The organism is Methylobacterium soli, assembly GCF_008806385.1.
Taxonomy (GTDB): Bacteria; Pseudomonadota; Alphaproteobacteria; order Rhizobiales; family Beijerinckiaceae; genus Methylobacterium; species Methylobacterium soli.
This window is the reverse complement of sequence record NZ_VZZK01000032.1, coordinates 58,842-77,721: the sequence shown is the minus strand read 5'-3', so window position 1 is coordinate 77,721 and position 18,880 is coordinate 58,842. Positions and strand designations below refer to the sequence as shown.

General features: G+C 68.8%; 15 protein-coding genes and 1 riboswitch. Of the genes, 7 read left to right on the top strand and 8 right to left on the bottom strand.

Annotated elements, in window-relative coordinates; all coding sequences use genetic code 11:
- Positions 1 to 526: 526 nt before the first annotated feature.
- Complete coding sequence (locus F6X53_RS24380; protein WP_151003182.1) at positions 527 to 820, top strand: hypothetical protein; 294 nt, start codon at positions 527 to 529, stop codon at positions 818 to 820.
- A gap of 105 nt (positions 821 to 925) precedes the next feature.
- Here the strand turns inward: F6X53_RS24380 and F6X53_RS24375 are convergent, their stop codons facing one another.
- A complete protein-coding gene (locus tag F6X53_RS24375) occupies positions 926 to 1,174 on the bottom strand; it encodes a hypothetical protein (RefSeq protein ID WP_151003180.1) in 249 nt (82 codons plus the stop codon).
- Entirely contained in the window at positions 1,171 to 1,914 is a 744-nt protein-coding gene (locus F6X53_RS24370) for a Crp/Fnr family transcriptional regulator (protein ID WP_151003178.1), read from the bottom strand. Before F6X53_RS24370 ends, F6X53_RS24375 begins: the two co-directional genes overlap by 4 nt.
- Before the next feature lie 592 nt (positions 1,915 to 2,506).
- On the opposite strand from F6X53_RS24370, the gene F6X53_RS24365 reads away from it, so the two are divergent.
- Positions 2,507 to 3,121 carry a hypothetical protein gene (locus tag F6X53_RS24365; RefSeq protein ID WP_151003176.1) on the top strand — a complete coding sequence of 205 codons (615 nt, stop codon included), beginning with the start codon at positions 2,507 to 2,509 and terminating at the stop codon, positions 3,119 to 3,121.
- Positions 3,122 to 3,247: 126 nt separating this feature from the next.
- Here the strand turns inward: F6X53_RS24365 and F6X53_RS24360 are convergent, their stop codons facing one another.
- From F6X53_RS24360 to F6X53_RS24350, 3 genes are all read right to left on the bottom strand, one after another.
- Positions 3,248 to 4,087: a class II glutamine amidotransferase gene (locus tag F6X53_RS24360; RefSeq protein ID WP_151003174.1), complete on the bottom strand. Its 840-nt coding sequence runs from the start codon at positions 4,085 to 4,087 to the stop codon at positions 3,248 to 3,250.
- A 149-nt stretch (positions 4,088 to 4,236) separates the two neighbouring features.
- On the bottom strand, positions 4,237 to 5,442 hold the full coding sequence (locus tag F6X53_RS24355) for a carboxylate-amine ligase (RefSeq protein ID WP_151003172.1): 1,206 nt from the start codon (positions 5,440 to 5,442) through the stop codon (positions 4,237 to 4,239).
- Positions 5,432 to 7,201, bottom strand: a complete 1,770-nt coding sequence (locus F6X53_RS24350; RefSeq protein WP_151003170.1) for an N-acetylglutaminylglutamine amidotransferase — start codon at positions 7,199 to 7,201, stop codon at positions 5,432 to 5,434. The genes F6X53_RS24355 and F6X53_RS24350 overlap by 11 nt, the downstream gene beginning before the upstream one ends.
- Before the next feature lie 1,345 nt (positions 7,202 to 8,546).
- Between F6X53_RS24350 and F6X53_RS24340 the strand changes: the two genes are divergently transcribed.
- Positions 8,547 to 9,800: an NAD(P)/FAD-dependent oxidoreductase gene (locus F6X53_RS24340; protein WP_238298338.1), complete on the top strand. Its 1,254-nt coding sequence runs from the start codon at positions 8,547 to 8,549 to the stop codon at positions 9,798 to 9,800.
- A 51-nt stretch (positions 9,801 to 9,851) separates the two neighbouring features.
- Here F6X53_RS24340 and F6X53_RS24335 read toward each other — a convergent pair whose 3' ends face one another.
- Both F6X53_RS24335 and F6X53_RS24330 read right to left on the bottom strand, forming a co-directional pair.
- On the bottom strand, positions 9,852 to 10,169 hold the full coding sequence (locus tag F6X53_RS24335; protein ID WP_151003166.1) for a hypothetical protein: 318 nt from the start codon (positions 10,167 to 10,169) through the stop codon (positions 9,852 to 9,854).
- 362 nt (positions 10,170 to 10,531) lie between these two features.
- Complete coding sequence (locus F6X53_RS24330) at positions 10,532 to 11,842, bottom strand: erythromycin esterase family protein (protein WP_151003164.1); 1,311 nt, start codon at positions 11,840 to 11,842, stop codon at positions 10,532 to 10,534.
- Between the two features lie 689 nt (positions 11,843 to 12,531).
- On the opposite strand from F6X53_RS24330, the gene F6X53_RS24325 reads away from it, so the two are divergent.
- The 3 genes from F6X53_RS24325 to F6X53_RS24315 all read left to right on the top strand — a co-directional run bounded on the left by F6X53_RS24325 (position 12,532) and on the right by F6X53_RS24315 (position 13,882).
- Positions 12,532 to 12,864, top strand: coding sequence for a hypothetical protein (locus F6X53_RS24325; RefSeq protein ID WP_151003162.1), 333 nt, complete (start codon positions 12,532 to 12,534; stop codon positions 12,862 to 12,864).
- A 26-nt stretch (positions 12,865 to 12,890) separates the two neighbouring features.
- Positions 12,891 to 13,307 (top strand): hypothetical protein, encoded by a 417-nt coding sequence (locus tag F6X53_RS24320; RefSeq protein WP_238298336.1) that lies wholly within the window; start codon positions 12,891 to 12,893, stop codon positions 13,305 to 13,307.
- 149 nt (positions 13,308 to 13,456) lie between these two features.
- Positions 13,457 to 13,882, top strand: a complete 426-nt coding sequence (locus tag F6X53_RS24315) for a YciI family protein (protein ID WP_151003160.1) — start codon at positions 13,457 to 13,459, stop codon at positions 13,880 to 13,882.
- Positions 13,883 to 14,063: 181 nt separating this feature from the next.
- On the opposite strand, the gene F6X53_RS24310 is transcribed toward F6X53_RS24315, so the two are convergent.
- Positions 14,064 to 15,068, bottom strand: coding sequence for an SDR family oxidoreductase (locus F6X53_RS24310; protein WP_151003158.1), 1,005 nt, complete (start codon positions 15,066 to 15,068; stop codon positions 14,064 to 14,066).
- 313 nt (positions 15,069 to 15,381) lie between these two features.
- Here F6X53_RS24310 and F6X53_RS24305 point away from each other — a divergent pair, with 313 nt between their 5' ends.
- A complete protein-coding gene (locus F6X53_RS24305) occupies positions 15,382 to 18,324 on the top strand; it encodes a formate dehydrogenase subunit alpha (RefSeq protein ID WP_151003155.1) in 2,943 nt (980 codons plus the stop codon).
- Positions 18,325 to 18,666: 342 nt separating this feature from the next.
- Positions 18,667 to 18,860, top strand: a riboswitch (cobalamin riboswitch).
- Positions 18,861 to 18,880: the final 20 nt, after the last annotated feature.

Here is an 18,880-nt window from a genome sequence, read left to right as displayed (position 1 = left end):
AGGGGTGCGACTTCTCCGGACAGCGCGCACCCCTCACCCCAACCCTCTCCCGGACGGGAGAGGGGGTCCGTCGCGCCGAACCGGACCGGGGCTGCCTATTTTCCAGCCCGTTGCAACGCGATCGGGCGCGGCTCTAAGCCCGATCGCCCGCGCGCAGGTTTCAGCCCCGCAGCCTCACGGCTCGCGGGGCTTTCCAATACTGGATCTTTCTTTCGCGCACGGGGTTGACCTCTCACAAAATCCAAAGGGGCACTGACGCAGTATGCAAAGGATAACCCCTGCAGATGCTCTTCGGACTGTATTTCTTAACTTGTCTTACTTCTAATCCAACTCATTGCGTCACGCGCGTCCACGTCTTCGATGAGGACGTATGGACGCCTCTGCAATGCCTGAAGGTCGCCCAGCCCCAGATGGCTCAGTGGCAGAGATCGCATGATCGGTGGCGCGTCGAGCGCTTCCGCTGCGGCAAGCCACCGAGGGACGATGGGGCGCGGATCTGAGCCAATCCCGAAGCGAGAGCGGCGCGATGAAACTGCAGGCAGGCTTCCTCTATCGCACCCGTGATGGTCGGATCGCCGGCCCGATCATGCAGGGCGACGACAGGGTCTCCTATCCCTGGAAGGGGGGCGTCGAAGGCCTGGAGACGCATGGCGCCTGGACCGCGGATGGCCGCTTCTTCTCCAGCGGCACGGCCCACGGCCTGGACCTGATGGGGCGCGTGCACAGAGCCGCCGACAAGCCGATCGACCAGCTGACGCTCGCCGATTATCGGCGCGGCGTGGCCAAGCTCCTCCGCAGCATGCGGGGCTCCGGCCTCTAGGCCCATCCCGGCAGGGCGCGCCATCCCCGCGGGGATCGGCGGCGCGATCCCCGGCAGGGCGCGCCGGCCCGTCCGCCGTCAGCCGGTCGGGTGCCGGGCCTCGCGTCAGGAGCGATGTCCGGCGAGATGGCGCGTGATCCAGTCCTGCGCCTCGCCCAGATTGGCGAAGATCGGGTGTTTCGGGCCCGCCAGCCACCCCAGCCCCACCTCGAAGAACCACTTGCCGGCATCCGGACCATACTGGTCGGAGAGTTGAACCAGCACCGCGACCAGGCGCTCGCCGTCGAAGACCAGCCGGCCGTCCTCGTCTCCACGGCCTGTCGCGATCCGGGCAGGCTTGAGGTGCAGGCTCACGCGGCGGCCTTTCGCTCCAGGTGCATGTAGGTCTCGTCGAACTCGCCCAGGGCACACAGGGCGTCCCAATCATGGATGATGAGCTCCCGGCCCTGGCGTCCGATCATCCCCTGGGCACGCAGGTCCTGCATCACGCGGTTGACGTGCACGTTGGACAGGCCCAGCGCATCCCCGATATTGACCTGCGTGACCGGCCAGAGGCAGCGATGGTTCTCCGCCAGGCCGACGGCGTTGAGCTTGACGTACATCTCGCAGAAGACGTGGGCGATGCGGCCATGCGCGGTGCGGCGGCCGATGCCGGTCATCCACTCGCGGAAGATCGCCGCATCCACCAGCGTGTCGCGCCAGAGCGCCGTGGCCGCGTCGGGAAAGTGGAGGCACAGGGCATGCAGGCTCTCGTGCGGGATGAAGCCGAGCCGGCACTGGGTCAGGGTGGCGAGGCTGTGATCCATCACCTTCAGGTGCAGGCTCTGCAGGTCCGGGACGTCACCCGGAACGTGGAACGACAGGATCTGCCGCCTGCCCTCGTTCAGGAGCTTGTAGCGGTAAGCCCAGCCTGTGAGGACGACGCAGCAATGGGCGGGTTGCTCCTTGTCGCGCGCGATGTCGTGTTCCGGTTCGAGCACGCGGACGCTCATCGGCAGCTCACAGACGGCATGCCGCGCCGCGTCCGAGAGGGTTGCGATGCTCTCCAGCTTGCGGATGAGCGGGGCCAACTCGGCGTCGGAGGCTGAACTCATGAAGGCGGCTCGTTCGTTCGTGGGGCAAGCATGACGCGCCGCCGGAGCATCGATGGGCGCAACATCGCTCCTGCCGATCAGTTCTCAGGTCTGAGCAAGTTAAATCCCCGTCCCGTTCATAGGTTCAATCGTATCATTTCGTGCTGATCGAGATATAATAACAAGTGATAAGAAATATTACAAAAACTTGCCTTAGGTTATTTCTCCGAGTTATGTCCGCTTAGTCCGGCGGCCGGGTCGCGGGATCCGAGCCCGCGCGCGCTCCACCGCAACGTGTCAGGCGGGCCTGGCCCGAAGGGGACGGCCCGAGCGGCGCAGAACGCCACGTCGCGGCAACGAGGGAGCATCCGACCGGTCGGTCGGGGCGCCTGGATGAGCCTTAAGGCAGGTTCGGGAACGCGGCGGGTCCGGAGCGCTCTCCGCCGCAACGGATCCCGGTTCGGCGAATGAGAGCGCGTCCCATCGAAGACGGAGAGCCGCGCCGAGCCAGGCCGCCGGAGCGTCCCGGGTGATGGCGTGCCGCGGCGGTTGAACAGTTCGAAACGGATTCGGGTTGGGTCAGAGCTAACCAACACTCCTGGAGGACGCTTTCATGCCCCGGTTACACAGCCTCTGCGGCGCCGTCGCCGTCGCGGCGCTGACCCTCGTTCCGGTCACGACCTTCGCTCAGGAAGGAGGACCCTGCACGGACGACATCGCCAAGCTCAAGCGCAGCCTGGGGACGCAGGTCGGCCTGGGCGCCCCCGTGTCCGAGCCCGATTACGGTCAGCGTCAGGGGCCGAACGACAAGGCCGCGCAGAAGAACGCCGCGAACACGACGGGCACGGTCGGCTCGTCCGAGACGGACCGCGCGCAGCCCGGCGGCGCACCGCGCGAGGCGGGCGGCAGTCCCGGGACGGTCGGCGGCGTCGCGGGCCCGGTCGGGGCGGCGACGGGCTCAACCCAGGCGGACGCCGTGGCGAGCGGACGGGTTGCCACCTCGCCCGAGGACGTGCGTCGGCAGTCGGAGAACCGGCCGACGACCGCCGCGGCGGCCGCGCAGGATGGTGGTCAATCCACCGCGGGCGGCCCATCGACGGAGGACAAGGTCTCGCAGGCCAAGATGGCTCTGCAGCGGGCCGTGGATCTCAACGCCAAGGGCGACCAGGGCTGCCGGGATGCGGTCCAGCAGACGCAGAAGCTGATGCCGCAGCAGCCGGGACGCTGACCGGGCCGCCAGCGCGGGCGGTCCCGCCGGCATGGCCTCCGACAGGCTTGCGGGCGGGGCCAAGGGCGCCGCTCTGGCGCCGCTCTGGCGCCGCTCTCCGGCTCCCGGCGAGGCCCGGCTGAAGGGTCAGGCCTCCAGCCGCTCCGGCCTGCGGGGCAGGCCGGAGCGGCATTCGAGGCCGAACTCCTTCAAGGACACCACCTCGACGGCCGCGTCCTTGCGCGCGACCACGACGCTGTTGTCCGGAACCGCGATCCAGGTCGCGTGCTCCCGATCCAGGGGCTCGGAGACCACGACGATGCCGCTCTCCGAGGCGCGGTAGTACATGCTGTTGGCGGCATCGTTGGCGGCGTAACGGAAGGCGTAGAGATCGGATCCGTTGGCGAGCGCGGCCGTGAAGCGAAAGGGTTGCCCGTCATCGGGTCCCCCGGCGAGCTCCGTCAGGGCCGACAGCGTGTGCACGGTTGCGCTGATCGGATCCCGAGGCGGGTTGGGCCCCAGGAGCCCGGCGCCCAGGATGGCGAGGAAGATGGCCTCGGAATCCGTGGTGCCGATCCGCGACGCGTACAACGCGTCGGGAATCAGCCCCTCGATCCGCCGGCGCAGCCGGCTCCAGTCGCCGATATACCCGTTATGCATGAACAGCCAGGTGCCGCAGGCGAAGGGATGGCAGTTGGGCCGCGTGATCGGTGTGCCGGTCGCCGCCCGGACATGCCCGAAGAAGAGATGCGAGCGCAGGTGACGGCAGAGGTACCGAAGGTTCTCGTCGGACCAGGCCGGCCGCACCTCGCGGTAGAGGCCGGGCTCGGGGTGATCTCCGTACCAACCCAATCCGAAGCCGTCGCCATTCGTGCTCGCGGTGGATTCGAGGGCCTGGATGCTCTGCGAGACGAGGGAATGTGCCGGCTCGGTCACGTAATGCTCCAACGCGATCGTATGTCCCCGATACGCAATCCAGCGGCACATGAATGACCTTCCCCCGGGGTGGCGCTCCGGTGCAGTTGCTGCCGGACGGTTGATCGCGGTCGCGCCGAGCCGCCGCCCGGCCGGCGAAACCGGGGCTGCGTTTGAGCTGGCCGGTTCGAGCTGGCCGACCGCGTTCAGGCGCCGCCGCCTCAGCCTCGCGCGGTGTTCTGGGCCACCCACGCGGCCACGGCCGCCAGCGCCGCCTCGGACCCTCCCTGCTCCTTCTCCTGGAAGATCGCAAGTTGCGCATCCGCGGAGGTGCCCGCCGCGACGATGGTCCGGCAATGCGCCACCTCGTCGGTGCAGCCCAGGATCTCGGCATCCTCTCGCGTCATCGCGATCAGGTGCTCGACGAGATCGGCGACCGTGACGGCGCCGTCCGCGCTCACGAAGCTGCCATGGACCCCGTAGCGCTGGGCGCGCCACTTGTTCTCCTGCGCGATGGCGCGCGCGCGCGCATCGATGTCCCGGTTCCGGTCGGGGTGGACGAAGAGGTGCCGGGCCAGCACGCGATAGAGGGCCGCGATGGCGATCGCGTCATCCAGGCGGGTGCAGCAATCGGGTGCCCGCAGTTCCAGGGTGGGGTATTTCGCGGACGGGCGGATCATCCACCAGACATAGCTCGCATCCTGCATGGCGCCCGACCGGACGAGGGCGGACACGTAGGCCTCGAACGCTTCGGTGGTCCGGAAGAGTTCCGGGATTCCGGTGCGCGGAAGCTCGTCATAGGCGGCAAGCCGGTAGCCGCGCAGGCCCGTCGCGCGCGCCTGCCAGAACGGCGAAGACGTCGAGAGCGCCAGGAACAGCGGCAGGTAGGGGATCATCCGGCACATCACGTCGACGCGGCGGTCGGGATCCGGAAGCTCAACATGGACATGCATGCCGCACAGCATGTTCCGCTGCCCGATCATCTGCAGATCGTCCATAAGCCTGCCGTAGCGCTCGGCCTCGCTGCGCGCGGCCTCGTGCCAGCGGGCGGTCGGGTGCGTTCCACAGGCGAGCACCGCGAGGCCCTGCTCGGAGGCGAGCGTCGCCAGCATGCGCCGGATGTAGCGCAGCTCGGTGCGGGCTTTCCGCAGGCAGGCATAGGGCGGTGTGGCGACCTCGACCTGGCTCTGCAGGAATTCCCGGCCGACCCGGCCCTCCGTCGCCGCGCTGGCATTCGCGAACAGGCTGTCGGGGGTGATGAAGGCCGCGTGACCCGTTCGTGCGTCGGAGAGGAAGTACTCCTCCTCGATGCCGATCGAGAAGGCGGCCGGATCCCGCGTCTCGGCCGAGGCGAGACCCGCCAGCACGCGCCCGAGCAGCCATTGGTCGACACCGAACTGGCGCAGAACTTCGGGGTCATATTCCATGGGTCTGCAACCAGCATTCGAGCAGTGACACCTGCCAGAGCTTCGAGTGGCCCTTCGGGGTCAGCGTTCCGTCGGGATCGGCGAGCAGGCGGTCGATATAGGCGCGGTTGAACAGCCCGCGTTCCCGGGCGGCGGGCGCCTCGAGGACGCCGCGCACGAAGTCGAGATACGGCCCGCGGATGTGCTTCAGGGCCGGAACCGGGAAGTAGCCCTTCGGCCGGTCGATGACGCGGGCTGGCAGGACCGCCCTGGCAGCCTCCTTGAGGATGGACTTGCCGCCGTCGCGCAGCTTCAACGCGGCCGGGATCCGAGCCGCGAGCTCGACCAGGTCGTGATCGAGGAAAGGCACGCGCGCCTCCAATCCGAAGGCCATCGTCATGTTGTCGACGCGCTTGACCGGGTCGTCCACGAGCATGACCTGGGTGTCGAGCTGCAGCGTCTTGTCGACCGGGCCCGCACCGTCCAGGCGGGAGAAGAACCCCTCGACGAAGGCTCGGCTGACATCGCGGTCGATCAGGCCCGGCGCCAGGGCCTCCCGCATCTCGGCATGGTCGCGATCGAAGTAGACGCGCGCATAGTCGCCGGCCGGATCCGTGGAGCCCAGCATCTTCGGATACCAGTGATACCCGGCGAAGATCTCGTCAGCGCCCTGGCCGCTCTGGACCACCTTCACGTGCTGCGAGACTTCCTGGGAGAGGAGGTAGAAGCCCACGGCATCATGGCTCATCTGCGGCTCCGCCATGGCCGCGATCGTGGCCGGCAACGCCGCGAGGGTCCGCGACGCATCGACCGCGATCTTCATGTGCTCCGTCTCGAATTCCCGTGCGATGATGTCGGAGTACTTGAACTCGTCGCCCTCGATGCCGTTCACCGCGTCGAAGCCGACCGAGAAGGTCTTCAGTCCGGTCTGGCCCTGGCGGGCGAGGAGCGCGACAAGAAGGGAGCTGTCGAGGCCGCCGGACAGGAGCACGCCCGTCGGCACGTCCGCGACCCGGCGCCGATCGACGGCCATCGACAGGGTGTCGAGGACGAGGGCGCGCCAATCGCCCTCCGTCAGGTTGCGGTCCTCGGCGCGGGGCCCAACCTGCAGGTCCCAGTAGACCGTCTCTGTCCGAGATCCATCCGGCTCGAGGGTCAGGATCGTTGCGGGCGGCAGTTTGCGGACGCCCTTGATGATCGTCATCGGCGCCGGAACGACCGCGTGGTAGCTCATGTAATGATGCAGGGCGATCGGGTCGATCGTGGTGTCCACGTCGCCGGCCGCGAGCAGCGCCGGCAGGGTGGAGGCGAAGCGAAGTCGCCCCTTCGTCTCGCTGAGATAGAGCGGCTTGATCCCGAGCCGATCGCGCGCGAGGACGACGCGCCCGCTGTCGCGCTCCCAGATCGCGAAGGCGAACATCCCGTAGAAGCGCTCGACGCAGCGCGCCCCCCAGGCATGGTAGGCCTTGAGGATGACCTCCGTGTCACCGGTCGAGAAGAAGCGGTAGCCCTTGGCTTCGAGCTCCGCGCGCAGGCTGCGGAAATTGTAGATGCAGCCGTTGAAGACGATGGCGAGCCCAAGCTCGGCATCCAGCATGGGCTGCTGCGAGGCCTCGGAGAGGTCGAGGATCTTCAAGCGCCTGTGGCCGAAGGCGACGCGCCCCTGCCCGAAGACGCCGCCCGCATCGGGGCCCCTGTCCTGGAGCTTGCTTGCCATGGCCTGGACGGCGGCCGTGTCGGCCAGCCCGTCGAAACGAATCTCCCCACACACACCGCACATGAATGTCGCCTGCCTCCTGACGATTGTTCCTGGCCGCTCTCTGGACCGGAGGGCCGACGAGCCTGCCGGATCGTCAGGCGGCTCCCGGCGATCGACGCGCCGCACACGGCATCCTGTCCTGACCGGCGCACGGCCAGGATCGTGTGCGAACGCCCAAGCTGTCGTTGTGTCCGACTGCCGGAAATGCAGGCAAATACTGCCTGCCGTGACACCGCGCTGCTGATTTCGCAGACGCGCTTTGACGGCGCTTCAACACAGGTCAATGCGCCGTTCACTGAAGGCTTGCGGCCCGAGCCACGGGCGATGGCGGCGTGGCCGATGCCGGCTCGATCCGCAATTGGTCTCCCCGCGCGAGCCTCGGGAGCCGGACCCGCTCACGGCCCGCGCTTCACATCAAGCGTCCGGGCGAAAGCAACAGCCTGGCCCCAGAGCACGCTCCACCGAAGGGGAGACCGGCTCGGCGTCAGAGCGCGCGGCCACCTTGACCTCTTCCGCTCACTTGCGACCAAAGATAGCTCGCTGGCGCCTCCTCACACGCCATGTGCGCATGGTGGCTCCGTTCCAGGGCCATCACGCGGCCCTGCGCAATCACGGCACGCAGGCGAGCCACGTGTCGCTCCGCCTCATGACGCGTTGCTCCTCCGGTTTCCCGGCCCGGACCGCGCTCGAGCTGCGAGACGATCTCGATCGCGCGCTCCCAGTTCCGCCTGGCATGCTCCAGATCAGAGTGCATGAATGACCTCGCGACAGGGTTGGGATCTCGGCGGCTTCCGGTGCCTCCCTCCGGCATGAGGGTGGACCGAGCAGCGGCCGCCTCGCAGTGCGGATCGACGCGCAAGTCAGGCTCTCACCCGCGCCGATCTATGCCCTCTTCTGAGCTTCGGGGCGATGTGCAGCCCCGCCTTCATCAGCCTGTCGACCGGCCAGCTTTCGCTCGGTCATCAGTCAGAATTCGATCTCGCCCCCTCCGGTCGGCGATGACGCCCGTAGACTTCGCCGGCACGCGCCCGAAAAGGCTCCAACCTGGTCTCGCCCTGATCCCCCATGAGATCCGGCATCTCCCGCACTCAGATGGGCGCGGCGCCAGAGGGCCCGGCGCGATTTTTCGCCTTCGACCCGCCCATCACACGGGTTAGGGCCGGCCTCCTTCACACAGAGCAAGCGACGATCTTGAAATCCGTCCTGCGGAAATCCGGCGGGAAGCGCCCCGCCCCGGAGGGCGTGTCGGGAGAGTCCGAAGGGCGCGCACGATCGCGGGCGGGATACTTCCTGGACCGGGGTGAGTTCCCGCTCGATGATGGAACAGCCTCCCTCGGATCAACCTGCTTCGCCGCCCGTGGTCATCGTGGGCGCAGGTTTCGGCGGCCTCGCGGTCGCCAAGGCCCTGGCCGGATCGGACGTGCCGGTCACGTTGATCGACCACAACAACTACCACCTGTTCGTTCCCCTGCTGTACCAGGTCGCGACGGCCGCGTTGTCGCCGGCCGATATCGCCGAGCCCATCCGCCATATCCTGGCGCGCTATCCCAACATCACCGTCGTGATGGGCCGAGTCGCGGGTATCGATGTCGCGGGAAAGCAGGTTCGGCTCACGGAGGGTGACCCGATCGCCTATGGTCGCCTCGTCATCGCGACCGGCTCGACCAGCACGTATTTCGGCAACGATCGATGGGCTGCGCACGCCCCCTCGCTGAAGAGCATCGAGGAGGCGCGCACCATCCGCACCCGCGTGCTGGAGGGCTTCGAGCTGGCCGAGCGATCGAGCGATCCGGCTGCGCGTGAGCGGCTGATGACCATCGTGGTCGTCGGCGGCGGTCCGACGGGCGTCGAGATGGCCGGCTCGATCGCGGAGCTGGCCCGCCATGCGCTGGCGCGCGACTTCCGGCGCATCGATCCGACGACCGCGCGCGTCATCCTGATCGAGGCGGGCGCGCGCCTGCTCACGGCCTTTCCTGAGAATCTGGCTTCCTACGCGCAGCGCTCCCTCGAGCGCCTCGGCGTCACGGTGATGACCGGGCACCCGGTGCAGGACATCGACGCCACCGGCGTCTCCATCGCCGGATCCCATATCCCGGCCGCCACCATCATCTGGGGCGCAGGCGTTCGCGCCTCACCGGCCGCGACCTGGCTGGGGATCGAGGCGGACCGGAGCGGGCGCATTCCCGTGTCGGCGGACCTGTCGGTGACCGGCGTTCCCGACGTGTACGCGCTCGGCGATACCGCGCTCTGCCTCGATGCGGCAGGCCAACCCCTGCCTGGATTGGCTCAGGTTGCCCAGCAGCAGGGCAGCCATCTCGGCCGGGCCTTGCGGGAGAACCTGCTGCACGGAACGGCCCTGCCGCCCTTCGCCTTCCACAACCGCGGCAATGCCGCCATCGTGGGTCGCCACGCCGCGATCTTCGATTTCGGAGGACAGCGGCGCCTCAAGGGCTTCGTGGCCTGGCTGCTCTGGGCCGCGGTGCATGTCGTGCTCCTAGTGGACTTTGCCCAACGGGTGCGCGTGTCGCTCCAGTGGCTCTGGCGCTACCTGACCTATCGCCGAGGCGCGCGCCTCATCACGGTTCCGCCGCGGGCACCGGCTCGCCAATCTCCGCAATAGCGCCTCCGCCCGGCCAAGGGCCTCCACCCTCCGGGTCGCGGGCGGCGGGCGTCACGGCCTGCCATGCGGCTGTCCGAGGCCGCGGTTCGGCGCGGAGCAGCCGGTGCAGGTTTGGGCCTCGATCGGAACGCGCCAATCCAGATTATCCAGCCGGGCCCAGTGGACCGGGCACCGCAGGCGCTGCGCCTGCGCGGGACAGCCAGCGAGGATCATCCTGGCCATCCTGCCGGCGCGCTCGGGCTGGATCTGCGGCACGGAGCCAACCGGCCGGGCGCGCAGGCGCATCCATGTCAGGATCGCCCGCTTTGCCCTGCGATGGCGCCACGTCGCCGCGGCGGCCTGACGGAACCAGTCCAGGAAGCCCAGCATGGCCGATCTCTCGGCGCGGCGTCCATACGCGCGGCGTGCCCTGCGCTCCTGAACCGACAGCAGGAGCAGCAGATCCCGGAGCTCGGCCTCATCGGGGTGAGGGGGGTCACGGACCATCCCTGACATTGTGCGCAGATGCCGGGAGAGCGCATTGAGGTAGGTCAATCCGCAAGTACCGCGATCCGGATGCTGTCCTGGCGCGGATCACCGTCATGCCTCGCGCCGAACCGGCCCGGGCGACCGCGTGGCCCGCGATCGTGATGTCTCCCGGGTCGAGACCGCATCGGCTCTCGGCTTCGTCGTTCGACGCCGCAAGACTGCAACGCCGCAAGACTGCAACGCCGCAGGACAGCACCGGTCCGCTATAAACCGGTCGGATAGGTTTCGCTCTCGCCCGGAAGCGCTTCGGTGACCTGCAGCGGCGTGACGGCCCGGGTCTCCGCGAACCAGACGTAGGCGTCGAATTGCTCCGGCAGGATGGCTTCGAAGTAGTGGCTCGAGAGCTCGGTCTCGGGGCGGTAGACCACCCCGATCGCGCGCTCCAGGCGCGGTCGCGTCAAGGCCTCGCGCAGCGCGTTTGCTCGCGGGCCGCGAAGATCGGTCAGGCTGCACGCGTGGCCGGCATCGCGGAAGCAAGCCTCATGGCTGTCGGCTCGCGCGGGCCGAACCGACAGGACGCGCATCGGCGCATCCCAATCGTCCGACGCCGCCACCGTGCCGCGATCCGTCCCGAAGCCGATCAGCACCGCCGCGTCGCCGTAGGCGGTCCTGGCCAGCTCGCCGATGTTGAACTCGCCCTCCCAGCCCATCGCCGTCGCGGCCGCGTTGCCGACATGCGCGTTGTGCGCCCAGGCCACCGCCTTGTCCCCTCTGCCGATCAGGGTCTGGAGCGTCTCGAACATGTGCCGGTCGCGAATATTCCAGGATTCCACCGAGCCTCGATACAGGATGCGGTAATAGTGCTCGGCCGCCCGGACGATGCGGGCGTTCTGCGCGGCATCGAGATATGCCTCGGGATCCTGCGCGGCATAGGTCCGCTGCTTCTCCTGCAGGTCGCGCAGGATCTCGGTGACCGCGGTCTCGCAGGGATGCTTGGCCCCGAACATCACGTCGCGGCCATACCGTTCTGGCTTGGCGTGCCACGGCGTCAGGCAGCCGTAACGGTCCCGGGCTTGCCGCGCCGCGCCGGGATCGACCTCATCGAGGTAGCGCAGCACGGCCTGCATGGAGGCTCCCAGGCTGTAGACGTCGAGGCCGCGGAACTGCACCTGGTCGCGCGCCTCGCGCCGGCCATTGAGCGCGCGGAGCCGGTGCGCGAAATCCAGCATGTCCGTGTTGCGCCACATCCAGGTGGGGAAGCGCGTGAAGGCATCCTCCGGGAACGGCGTGTCGGCCCGGTGCCGGATGTAGCGGTCGATATGGGCCGCATCCGGCCAATCCGCCTCGACCGCCACGATGCGGAAGCCGTGCTGCTCGATCAGGTGCTGCGTGATGGCCGCGCGCGCCCGATAGAACTCGGCCGTGCCATGCGTGGCCTCGCCGAGCAGCACGATCCTGGCATCCCCGAACCGGCCGAAATGCGCCCCAAACTCAGCCTCCTCCGGGCTGGGCAATGGCTCAGCATTCTGCCGCAGGAGGTCGGTCAGGGAGCTGCGGCCGGCGGACGGGGGCATGGTCAGCCTTCAGTCAGGACCTGCGCCGACGCGTCGTCTCCCGCGGCGGATTGAGAGCCGCGTTGGGCCCTCTCAGGACACGACCGGATGCCGGCGCATCCTGCCCGCCACGGACGTCACGCTCCTCGACGTCGTAGGCAACGACGCGCGCATGCCGCAAGTTCATTCCGCTGCGGCGCATCGAAAGATTAACTTAAGTAAAATTCCCGGAAACGAAGTCCGGAATCACCACGACGCACCGCACGACAGTCATCAGCGTGGTTTGGCGACGGCGCGACGCTGAAGCGCCCTCTGCACATCGCCGTTGCGCGGGCCGCCCTGGCTCGCCTGACGCGCAGGTCCGGGTCAGCCCATCCTGGCCATCCACCCGCAGGCCCGAAACAATGCGGGGCGAAGCGGGTTGTCCGAGCATAGGCCGCGTCGTCGCAACCGTGCTCGTGCGCCGCAAGCGATGCCTGGGTCGGCCTCAGTATGCTGTCAGGTGACGCCGGTTCTTCTCCCTCAGAGACGCGCGATGGGTCCTGGGCTGCGCGTCTCGTCATGCTCTCGATCCCGGCGAGGAATCCCGGCTGACAGAACCTCCCGAGCCGCCCTGAATCGAGCGACGCCTCCACGGCCGTGGCGGTGACGGGCGGCAGGCCGTTCACCCGACATTGGCGACGCAACACACCGACACAGGAGAAGCGATCATGAGCCAGGACAAGGACAATCCGCCGCGCACGGCGCGCCCGAACCTGCGCGCGTTCGACGCCTATGCCGATCGGAACGGCCAGGATCTCGGCCAGGACGAGGCCCGCGACGTCGGCCGGCCGGCCGAGCTTCAGAAGGCGCTGGAGACCGATCCGAGCTGGCAGGCCGAGACAGCCCGCATTGCCTCGGGTCATGCGCGGCTCGATTCCGTGGCGGGCGGCAGCATCGCCTCCGTCGAGGCGACCGAGGCCGAGACGCCGCCCGAGACGCTGCGGCACCTGAGCGATGCGAGTTCGTCCTCCGGAACCCCTCCCGACGGGAAGACGTCCTGAGCCGCCTCGGACGAGAGGGCAACACGATGATCCCCACCCGGCTGCATGCGCTCGCCGATTATCTTCTGCCCGCCGCGATCGCGGCGCTCTCCCTCTCGCCCCGGCGCGGGCGGATGACCCGGCGGATCATGCGGGCCGGCCCCGTCTGGCACTACGGCTACACCGTGCTGACCCGCTACGAGGGCGGCCTCGTGCCGAGCATCCCCATGCGCAGCCACCTCGCCTGCGATGCGGTGGGCGCGCTCACATTCGTGGGGGCGGCTGCCCTGCTGCAGGACGAGCCCGTGAGAGACCGTCTGCTGCTCGCGGCCCTCGGTCTCGGGGAGCTCGCGGTCATCGCGCTGAGCGACCGCGACGCCCCCCGTGAGCACCGGCGCGCGCGCGGGTCGCAACAGCGGCTCGGCCACCGTCCGGTCCACGCGGCTCGCCCGTCGGCGGAGTGACGGCCCTCGGCCCAGATCCTGTCGAGGCGGCCGTGCCTGCCGGGCGCTGCGAGCGGCGGGGAAAAATTCGCAGAACGCTGTCGGAGTCCGACAGGCTCGTTCGTCATCCTGATGAGGCGCCGGCGGCGCCTCGAACCGGGAGACGGACGATGCGGGTTATGGTGTTCATGAAGACCGCCCAGGACAGCCAGAGCGGCACGCCCCCCACGCCGGAGGCGTTCCGGGCGATGGACCGGTTCACCGAGGAACTGGTCGAGGCCGGCGTCTTCGTTGCCGCCGCCGGCCTCAAGAACACCGCCGAGGCCAAGCGCATCGCCTTCGACGGTCTCAGCCGCACCATCATCGATGGGCCGTTCGCCGAGACCCGCGACCTGGTCGCCGGCTTCTCGATCTGGGAGGTCAAGGACATGGACGAGGCCGTCGCCTGGGCGAGGCGCTGCCCCAATCCCATGCCGGGCCCGAGCGAGGTCGAGATCCGCCCGTTCCTCGAGGCGGCGGACCTGGCCGCGTTCCTGACGCCCGAGGAGCTGTCGACGCCCCATGACGGGGCGCGCGGGACGCTCGGCGTTGCCTGACGGAGACCTTCCGCGTCGGCGTCCGGAATCCTGTTCCTGAGGCGCGGCTCGGGCAAGTCAGTCGGGCAAGTCAGTCGGGCAAGTCGCTCAGCAAGTCACTCCGGCGCGTCACGAGCCCCCGGCCCACGCCGCGCGGGCGGGCGAACGCCGCGCGGGCGAACGCCGCGCGTGGTCGCGCCCGTCAGGGCAGCCCGCCGCCACCGGCGGCACCATAGACCTGTCCTGTCGCGTAGCTGGCGTCGGCTGCTGCAAGCTGCACGTAGATGCCGGCGAGTTCGCCCGGCTGGCCGGGGCGCCCGAAGGGGGTCTGAGCGCCGAATTTCTCCAGCTTCTCCGGCGAGGCGCCGCCCGATACCTGCAACGGCGTCCAGATCGGCCCGGGCGCGACGCCGTTGACCCGGATCCCCTTGGCGGCGAGCTGCTTGCCGAGCGAGCGCACGAAGTTCGTCGTCGCCGCCTTGGTCTGCGCGTAATCGTAGAGATCGGGGGTCGGATCGGTCGCCTGTTCGGATGTGGTCGCGATGATCGTCGCCCCGGGCTTCAGGTGGGGCAGAGCCGCCTTGATGATCCAGAACGGCGCGTAGATGTTGGTCTTCATCGTCCAGTCGAACTGTTCGCTGGAGATGTCGAGGATCGAGGCGTGGGCCTGCTGACGGCCCGCGTTGCTGACCACGATGTCGAGGCCGCCCAGCCCTTGCACGGCCCGCGCGACCAGGTCGCGGCAGAAGGTTTCGTCGCGCAGATCACCGGGAATCGCGAGGCCTTTGCGGCCGGCCGCCTCGATCAGGGCGATGACCTCGCGCGCATCCGCTTCCTCGTCCGGGAGGTAGTTGATCGCGACGTCGGCCCCCTCGCGGGCGAAAGCGATGGCCGCCGCCCGCCCCATGCCGGAATCGCCGCCGGTGATGAGCGCCTTGCGGCCCGCGAGCCGCCCGGACCCGCGATAGCTCGTCTCGCCGTGATCGGGCTTCGGGTCCATGCGGCCGGCCAAGCCCGGCCAGGGTTGCGACTGCCGGGCGAAGGGCGGCTTCGGATATTTGCTGATCGGGTCGACGAGGGGCGCGGCGGCCGGCTCCTGCGCCGCCGCCGCGCCCGCCGCCGCGATGGCAAGGCCGCTGCCGACGCCGCCGACGAGCTGGCGGCGGGAAAGGGGATTGCGCGCGTGCGTCGTGTCGTCCGATTTCATGGAGGCTCCTGATCCCACGGGTGAGAAACCGCAGAAGCCCGACACCGTTTCCGTGCGCACTGTCGCAGGGGCCACGCGGGCGGTGGCGGCACTGATCTCACGGCGGGTCGCCGCGACGGCTCGGCGCCGCCAAAACCCTTGATCCCGCCGCAGGTTAATGCGGGCGATCCGAGCCTCGGGAATACTTCGCGCCGCAACCGGCCCGGATCATGTGGAGACTGGGCCCGCATCAGGACGGACGGGCCTGGTCGCGCCGTCAGAGCGGCCAGGTTCCTCGCGTCAACGGCCTCATCGCAGCTGAGGAGCGGCCTGCATGCTGATCAAGCGCAGAACCAGTGAGGCCCGTCCAGCGGGGCCTGCGGTGCTTCCACGGGAGGCGGCCGCACCGGCCCTCGACCGGCGCAGCTTCCTGCGCCGGTCCGGTCTCGTGGCCGGAGGCCTCGCGGCGGCCGGCGCGATCCAGCTCGGGTCGGTGCGCAAGGCCGACGCCGCCGGCACCGCGGTCGGCGGGCCTGACGTGACCATCAGGAGGAACATCTGCACCCATTGCTCGGTGGGCTGCACGGTCACCGCCGAGGTCGTGAACGGCGTCTGGGTCGGCCAGGAGCCGTCCTGGGCAAGCCCTATCAACCGCGGCACGCATTGCGCCAAGGGCGCGGCCATTCGCGAACTCGTGACCAGCGACCGGCGCCTGAAATACCCGATGAAGCTCGCAGGCGGGCAATGGCACCGCATCGCGTGGGATCAGGCCATCGAGGAGGTCGGCAACAAGCTCCTCGAGATCCGCGAGGCGAACGGCGCCGACGCCGTCTACTGGCTGGGCTCGGCCAAGTACACCAACGAGGCGGCCTATCTGCTGCGGAAGTTCGGCGCCTTCTGGGGGACCAACAACACCGACCATCAGGCTCGCATCTGCCACTCGACCACGGTGGCGGGCGTGGCCAACACCTGGGGCTACGGCGCCCAGACCAATTCCTACAACGACCTGCGCAATGCCAGGACCATGATCATCATGGGGGGCAACCCGGCCGAGGCGCACCCGATCTCGATGCAGCACATCCTGGCCGGCAAGGAGATCAACCGCGCCAACCTCGTGGTCATCGACCCGCGCTTCACGCGCACCGCCGCGCATGCGACCGAGTACGTGCGGATCCGCTCCGGCACCGACATTCCGGTCGCCTGGGGCATGCTCTGGCACATCTTCCAGAACGGCTGGGAGGACAAGGACTTCATCCGCCAGCGCGTCTACGGCATGGACGACGTCCGCAAGGAAGTCGCCAAGTGGACGCCCGAGGAGGTCGAGCGGGTCTCCGGGGTTCCGGGCGAGCAGCTCAAGCGCGTCGCCGAGCTCTTTGCCAAGGAGAAGCCCTCGACGCTGATCTGGTGCATGGGCGCGACCCAGCACACGGTCGGCACCGCCAATGTCCGGGCTCTGTGCATCCTCTGCCTGGCCACCGGCAATGTCGGCAAGCCGGGCACCGGCGCCAACATCTTCCGCGGACACACCAACGTTCAGGGCGCGACCGATCTCGGCCTCGATGTGACGTCGCTGCCGCTCTATTACGGGCTCGTCGAAGGCGGCTGGAAGCATTGGGCCCGCGTCTGGGAGGTCGAGTACGACTGGCTGCAATCGCGCTTCGACGAAGTGCCGGCCCAGGCCGGCCGCAAGGCGCGCTCGCGCAAGGAGAGCATGGAGGCGCCGGGTATCACCTCGACGCGCTGGTTCGATGCGGTGAACCTGCCGGCCGACCAGGTCGACCAGAAGAGCCCGATCCGCGCCATGATGATCTCGGGTCACGGCGGCAACACCGTCACGCGGCTGCCCGAGGCCTTGAACGGCTTGAACCGGCTCGACCTGCTCGTCATCGCCGACCCGCACCCGACCACCTTCGCAGCCCTCGATGCGCGCAAGGACGGGACCTACCTCCTGCCGATCTGCACCTCGCTGGAGATGGATGGCTGCCGCACGGCCTCGAACCGCTCGCTGCAATGGGGCGAGCAGATCGTGAAGCCGGCCTTCGAGTCGAAGAACGACTACGAATTCCTGTATCTTCTGGCCAAGAAGCTCGGCTTCGCCGACTCGATGTTCAAGAACATCAAGGTCGAGAACAACGTGCCCCTGGCCGAGGATATCCTGCGCGAGATCAACCGCGGCGGCTGGTCCACCGGCTATTGCGGCCAGAGCCCGGAGCGGCTCAAGGCGCACATGAAGAACCAGGCCAAGTTCGACCTCGTGACCTTGCGCGCCCCGAAGGACGATCCGGAGGTCGGCGGCGATTATTACGGCCTGCCCTGGCCCTGCTGGGGCAAGCCCGAGATCCGCCATCCGGGCTCGGCCGTCCTCTACAACACGGCTCTGCACGTGAAGGATGGCGGCGGCACGTTCCGCGCCCGCTTCGGCGTGGAGCGCAACGGCCAGACGCTGCTGGCCGAGGATTCCTATTCCGTCGGATCGGAGCTCACGGACGGGTACCCTGAATTCACCATGGCGGTGATGAGGAAGCTCGGCTGGGACAAGGACCTGACCGCCGAGGAGATGGCGGTCATCACGCGCGTCGGCGGCAACACGATCGACGCGGTGAGCTGGGCCACCGACCTCTCGGGCGGCATCCAGCGCGTCTGCCTCGACCACGGCGTCATGCATTACGGGAACGCGAAGGCGCGGGCGAATGCCTGGAACCTGCCCGACCCGGTGCCGGTCCACCGCGAGCCGATCTACACGCCCCGCCCCGACCTCGTGGCAAAGTACCCGACCCGGCCCGACGAGCGCCAGTTCCGGATGCCCAATATCGGTTTCACGGTGCAGAAGGCCGCGGTGGACCGCGAGATCGCGAAGAACTTCCCGATCATCCTGACCTCGGGCCGGCTCGTGGAATACGAGGGCGGCGGCGAGGAGACGCGCTCGAACCCCTGGCTCGCCGAGTTGCAGCAGGAGATGTTCGTCGAGATCAACACCCGGGACGCGGCCGAGCGCGGCATCAAGGACGGCGCCTGGGTCTGGGTCCTGGGCGCGGAGAACGGCTCGCAGACGAAGGTCAAGGCCCTGGTGACGGAGCGGGTCGGCCGGGGCGTGGCCTTCATGCCGTTCCACTTCTCCGGCTGGTACCAGGGCAAGGACATGCGCCAGTACTACCCGGCCGGCACCGACCCGGTGGTGCTCGGCGAGAGCGTCAACACGATCACAACCTACGGCTTCGATCCCGTCACCGGCATGCAGGAGACGAAATCGACCTTGTGCCAGATCCGCGCGGCTTGACGCCGGGCCTGGTGTCCGTCGGCGTTCCGACAGGGCTTGCCCCGCTGGAGCAGCCCCGTTTCACATCCGCGGCCTCAGACGATGCTGGGCGGGGCGTCGGCCGTCAGGGCGCCGACCGGAGCCGGCTGATGCAGGCGGACCTGGCGTCACCGAGAGGGCGCCGGGTCTGGTCCGGACCGGCGCCCTCGGCGCCACGGGCGTGCCTGTCACGGGTTTCCGGAAAGCTCAGCCTGCGGAGGGCGCCGGCAGGCTGCGTCCCGGCAGGGCAGGGCCCGCGCTGTCACCGCCATGACACACTGGGGCCGGGACGATGCGGGCGGCGTTGACGGTGATGTTGGCGGCTGCGAGGGTCGGAGCGACGGTTCCCTTCGGGGATCAAAAGGGAACGCGGTGAGGGCTTGCCCGATGCCGCGGCTGCCCCCGCAACTGTGAGCGGAGAGCCCTTCACCACCACGTCACTGGGTGCCTCACCCGGGAAGACGGTGCGAGGGCGGCGACCCGCGAGCCAGGAGACCTGCCGTCAGCCGTGGTCACACGCGAAGCATGCTGGGCGGGG

Bases quoted from the DNA above. Each gene is read 5' to 3' on its own strand.
- F6X53_RS24380 (WP_151003182.1), top strand. From the start codon at position 527: ATGAAACTGCAGGCAGGCTTCCTCTATCGCACCCGTGATGGTCGGATC.
- F6X53_RS24370 (WP_151003178.1), bottom strand. From the start codon at position 1,914: ATGAGTTCAGCCTCCGACGCCGAGTTGGCCCCGCTCATCCGCAAGCTG.
- F6X53_RS24365 (WP_151003176.1), top strand. From the start codon at position 2,507: ATGCCCCGGTTACACAGCCTCTGCGGCGCCGTCGCCGTCGCGGCGCTG.
- F6X53_RS24360 (WP_151003174.1), bottom strand. From the start codon at position 4,087: ATGTGCCGCTGGATTGCGTATCGGGGACATACGATCGCGTTGGAGCAT.
- F6X53_RS24355 (WP_151003172.1), bottom strand. From the start codon at position 5,442: ATGGAATATGACCCCGAAGTTCTGCGCCAGTTCGGTGTCGACCAATGG.
- F6X53_RS24350 (WP_151003170.1), bottom strand. From the start codon at position 7,201: ATGTGCGGTGTGTGTGGGGAGATTCGTTTCGACGGGCTGGCCGACACG.
- F6X53_RS24335 (WP_151003166.1), bottom strand. From the start codon at position 10,169: ATGCTGGGCTTCCTGGACTGGTTCCGTCAGGCCGCCGCGGCGACGTGG.
- F6X53_RS24330 (WP_151003164.1), bottom strand. From the start codon at position 11,842: ATGCCCCCGTCCGCCGGCCGCAGCTCCCTGACCGACCTCCTGCGGCAG.
- F6X53_RS24325 (WP_151003162.1), top strand. From the start codon at position 12,532: ATGAGCCAGGACAAGGACAATCCGCCGCGCACGGCGCGCCCGAACCTG.
- F6X53_RS24320 (WP_238298336.1), top strand. From the start codon at position 12,891: ATGATCCCCACCCGGCTGCATGCGCTCGCCGATTATCTTCTGCCCGCC.
- F6X53_RS24315 (WP_151003160.1), top strand. From the start codon at position 13,457: ATGCGGGTTATGGTGTTCATGAAGACCGCCCAGGACAGCCAGAGCGGC.
- F6X53_RS24310 (WP_151003158.1), bottom strand. From the start codon at position 15,068: ATGAAATCGGACGACACGACGCACGCGCGCAATCCCCTTTCCCGCCGC.
- F6X53_RS24305 (WP_151003155.1), top strand. From the start codon at position 15,382: ATGCTGATCAAGCGCAGAACCAGTGAGGCCCGTCCAGCGGGGCCTGCG.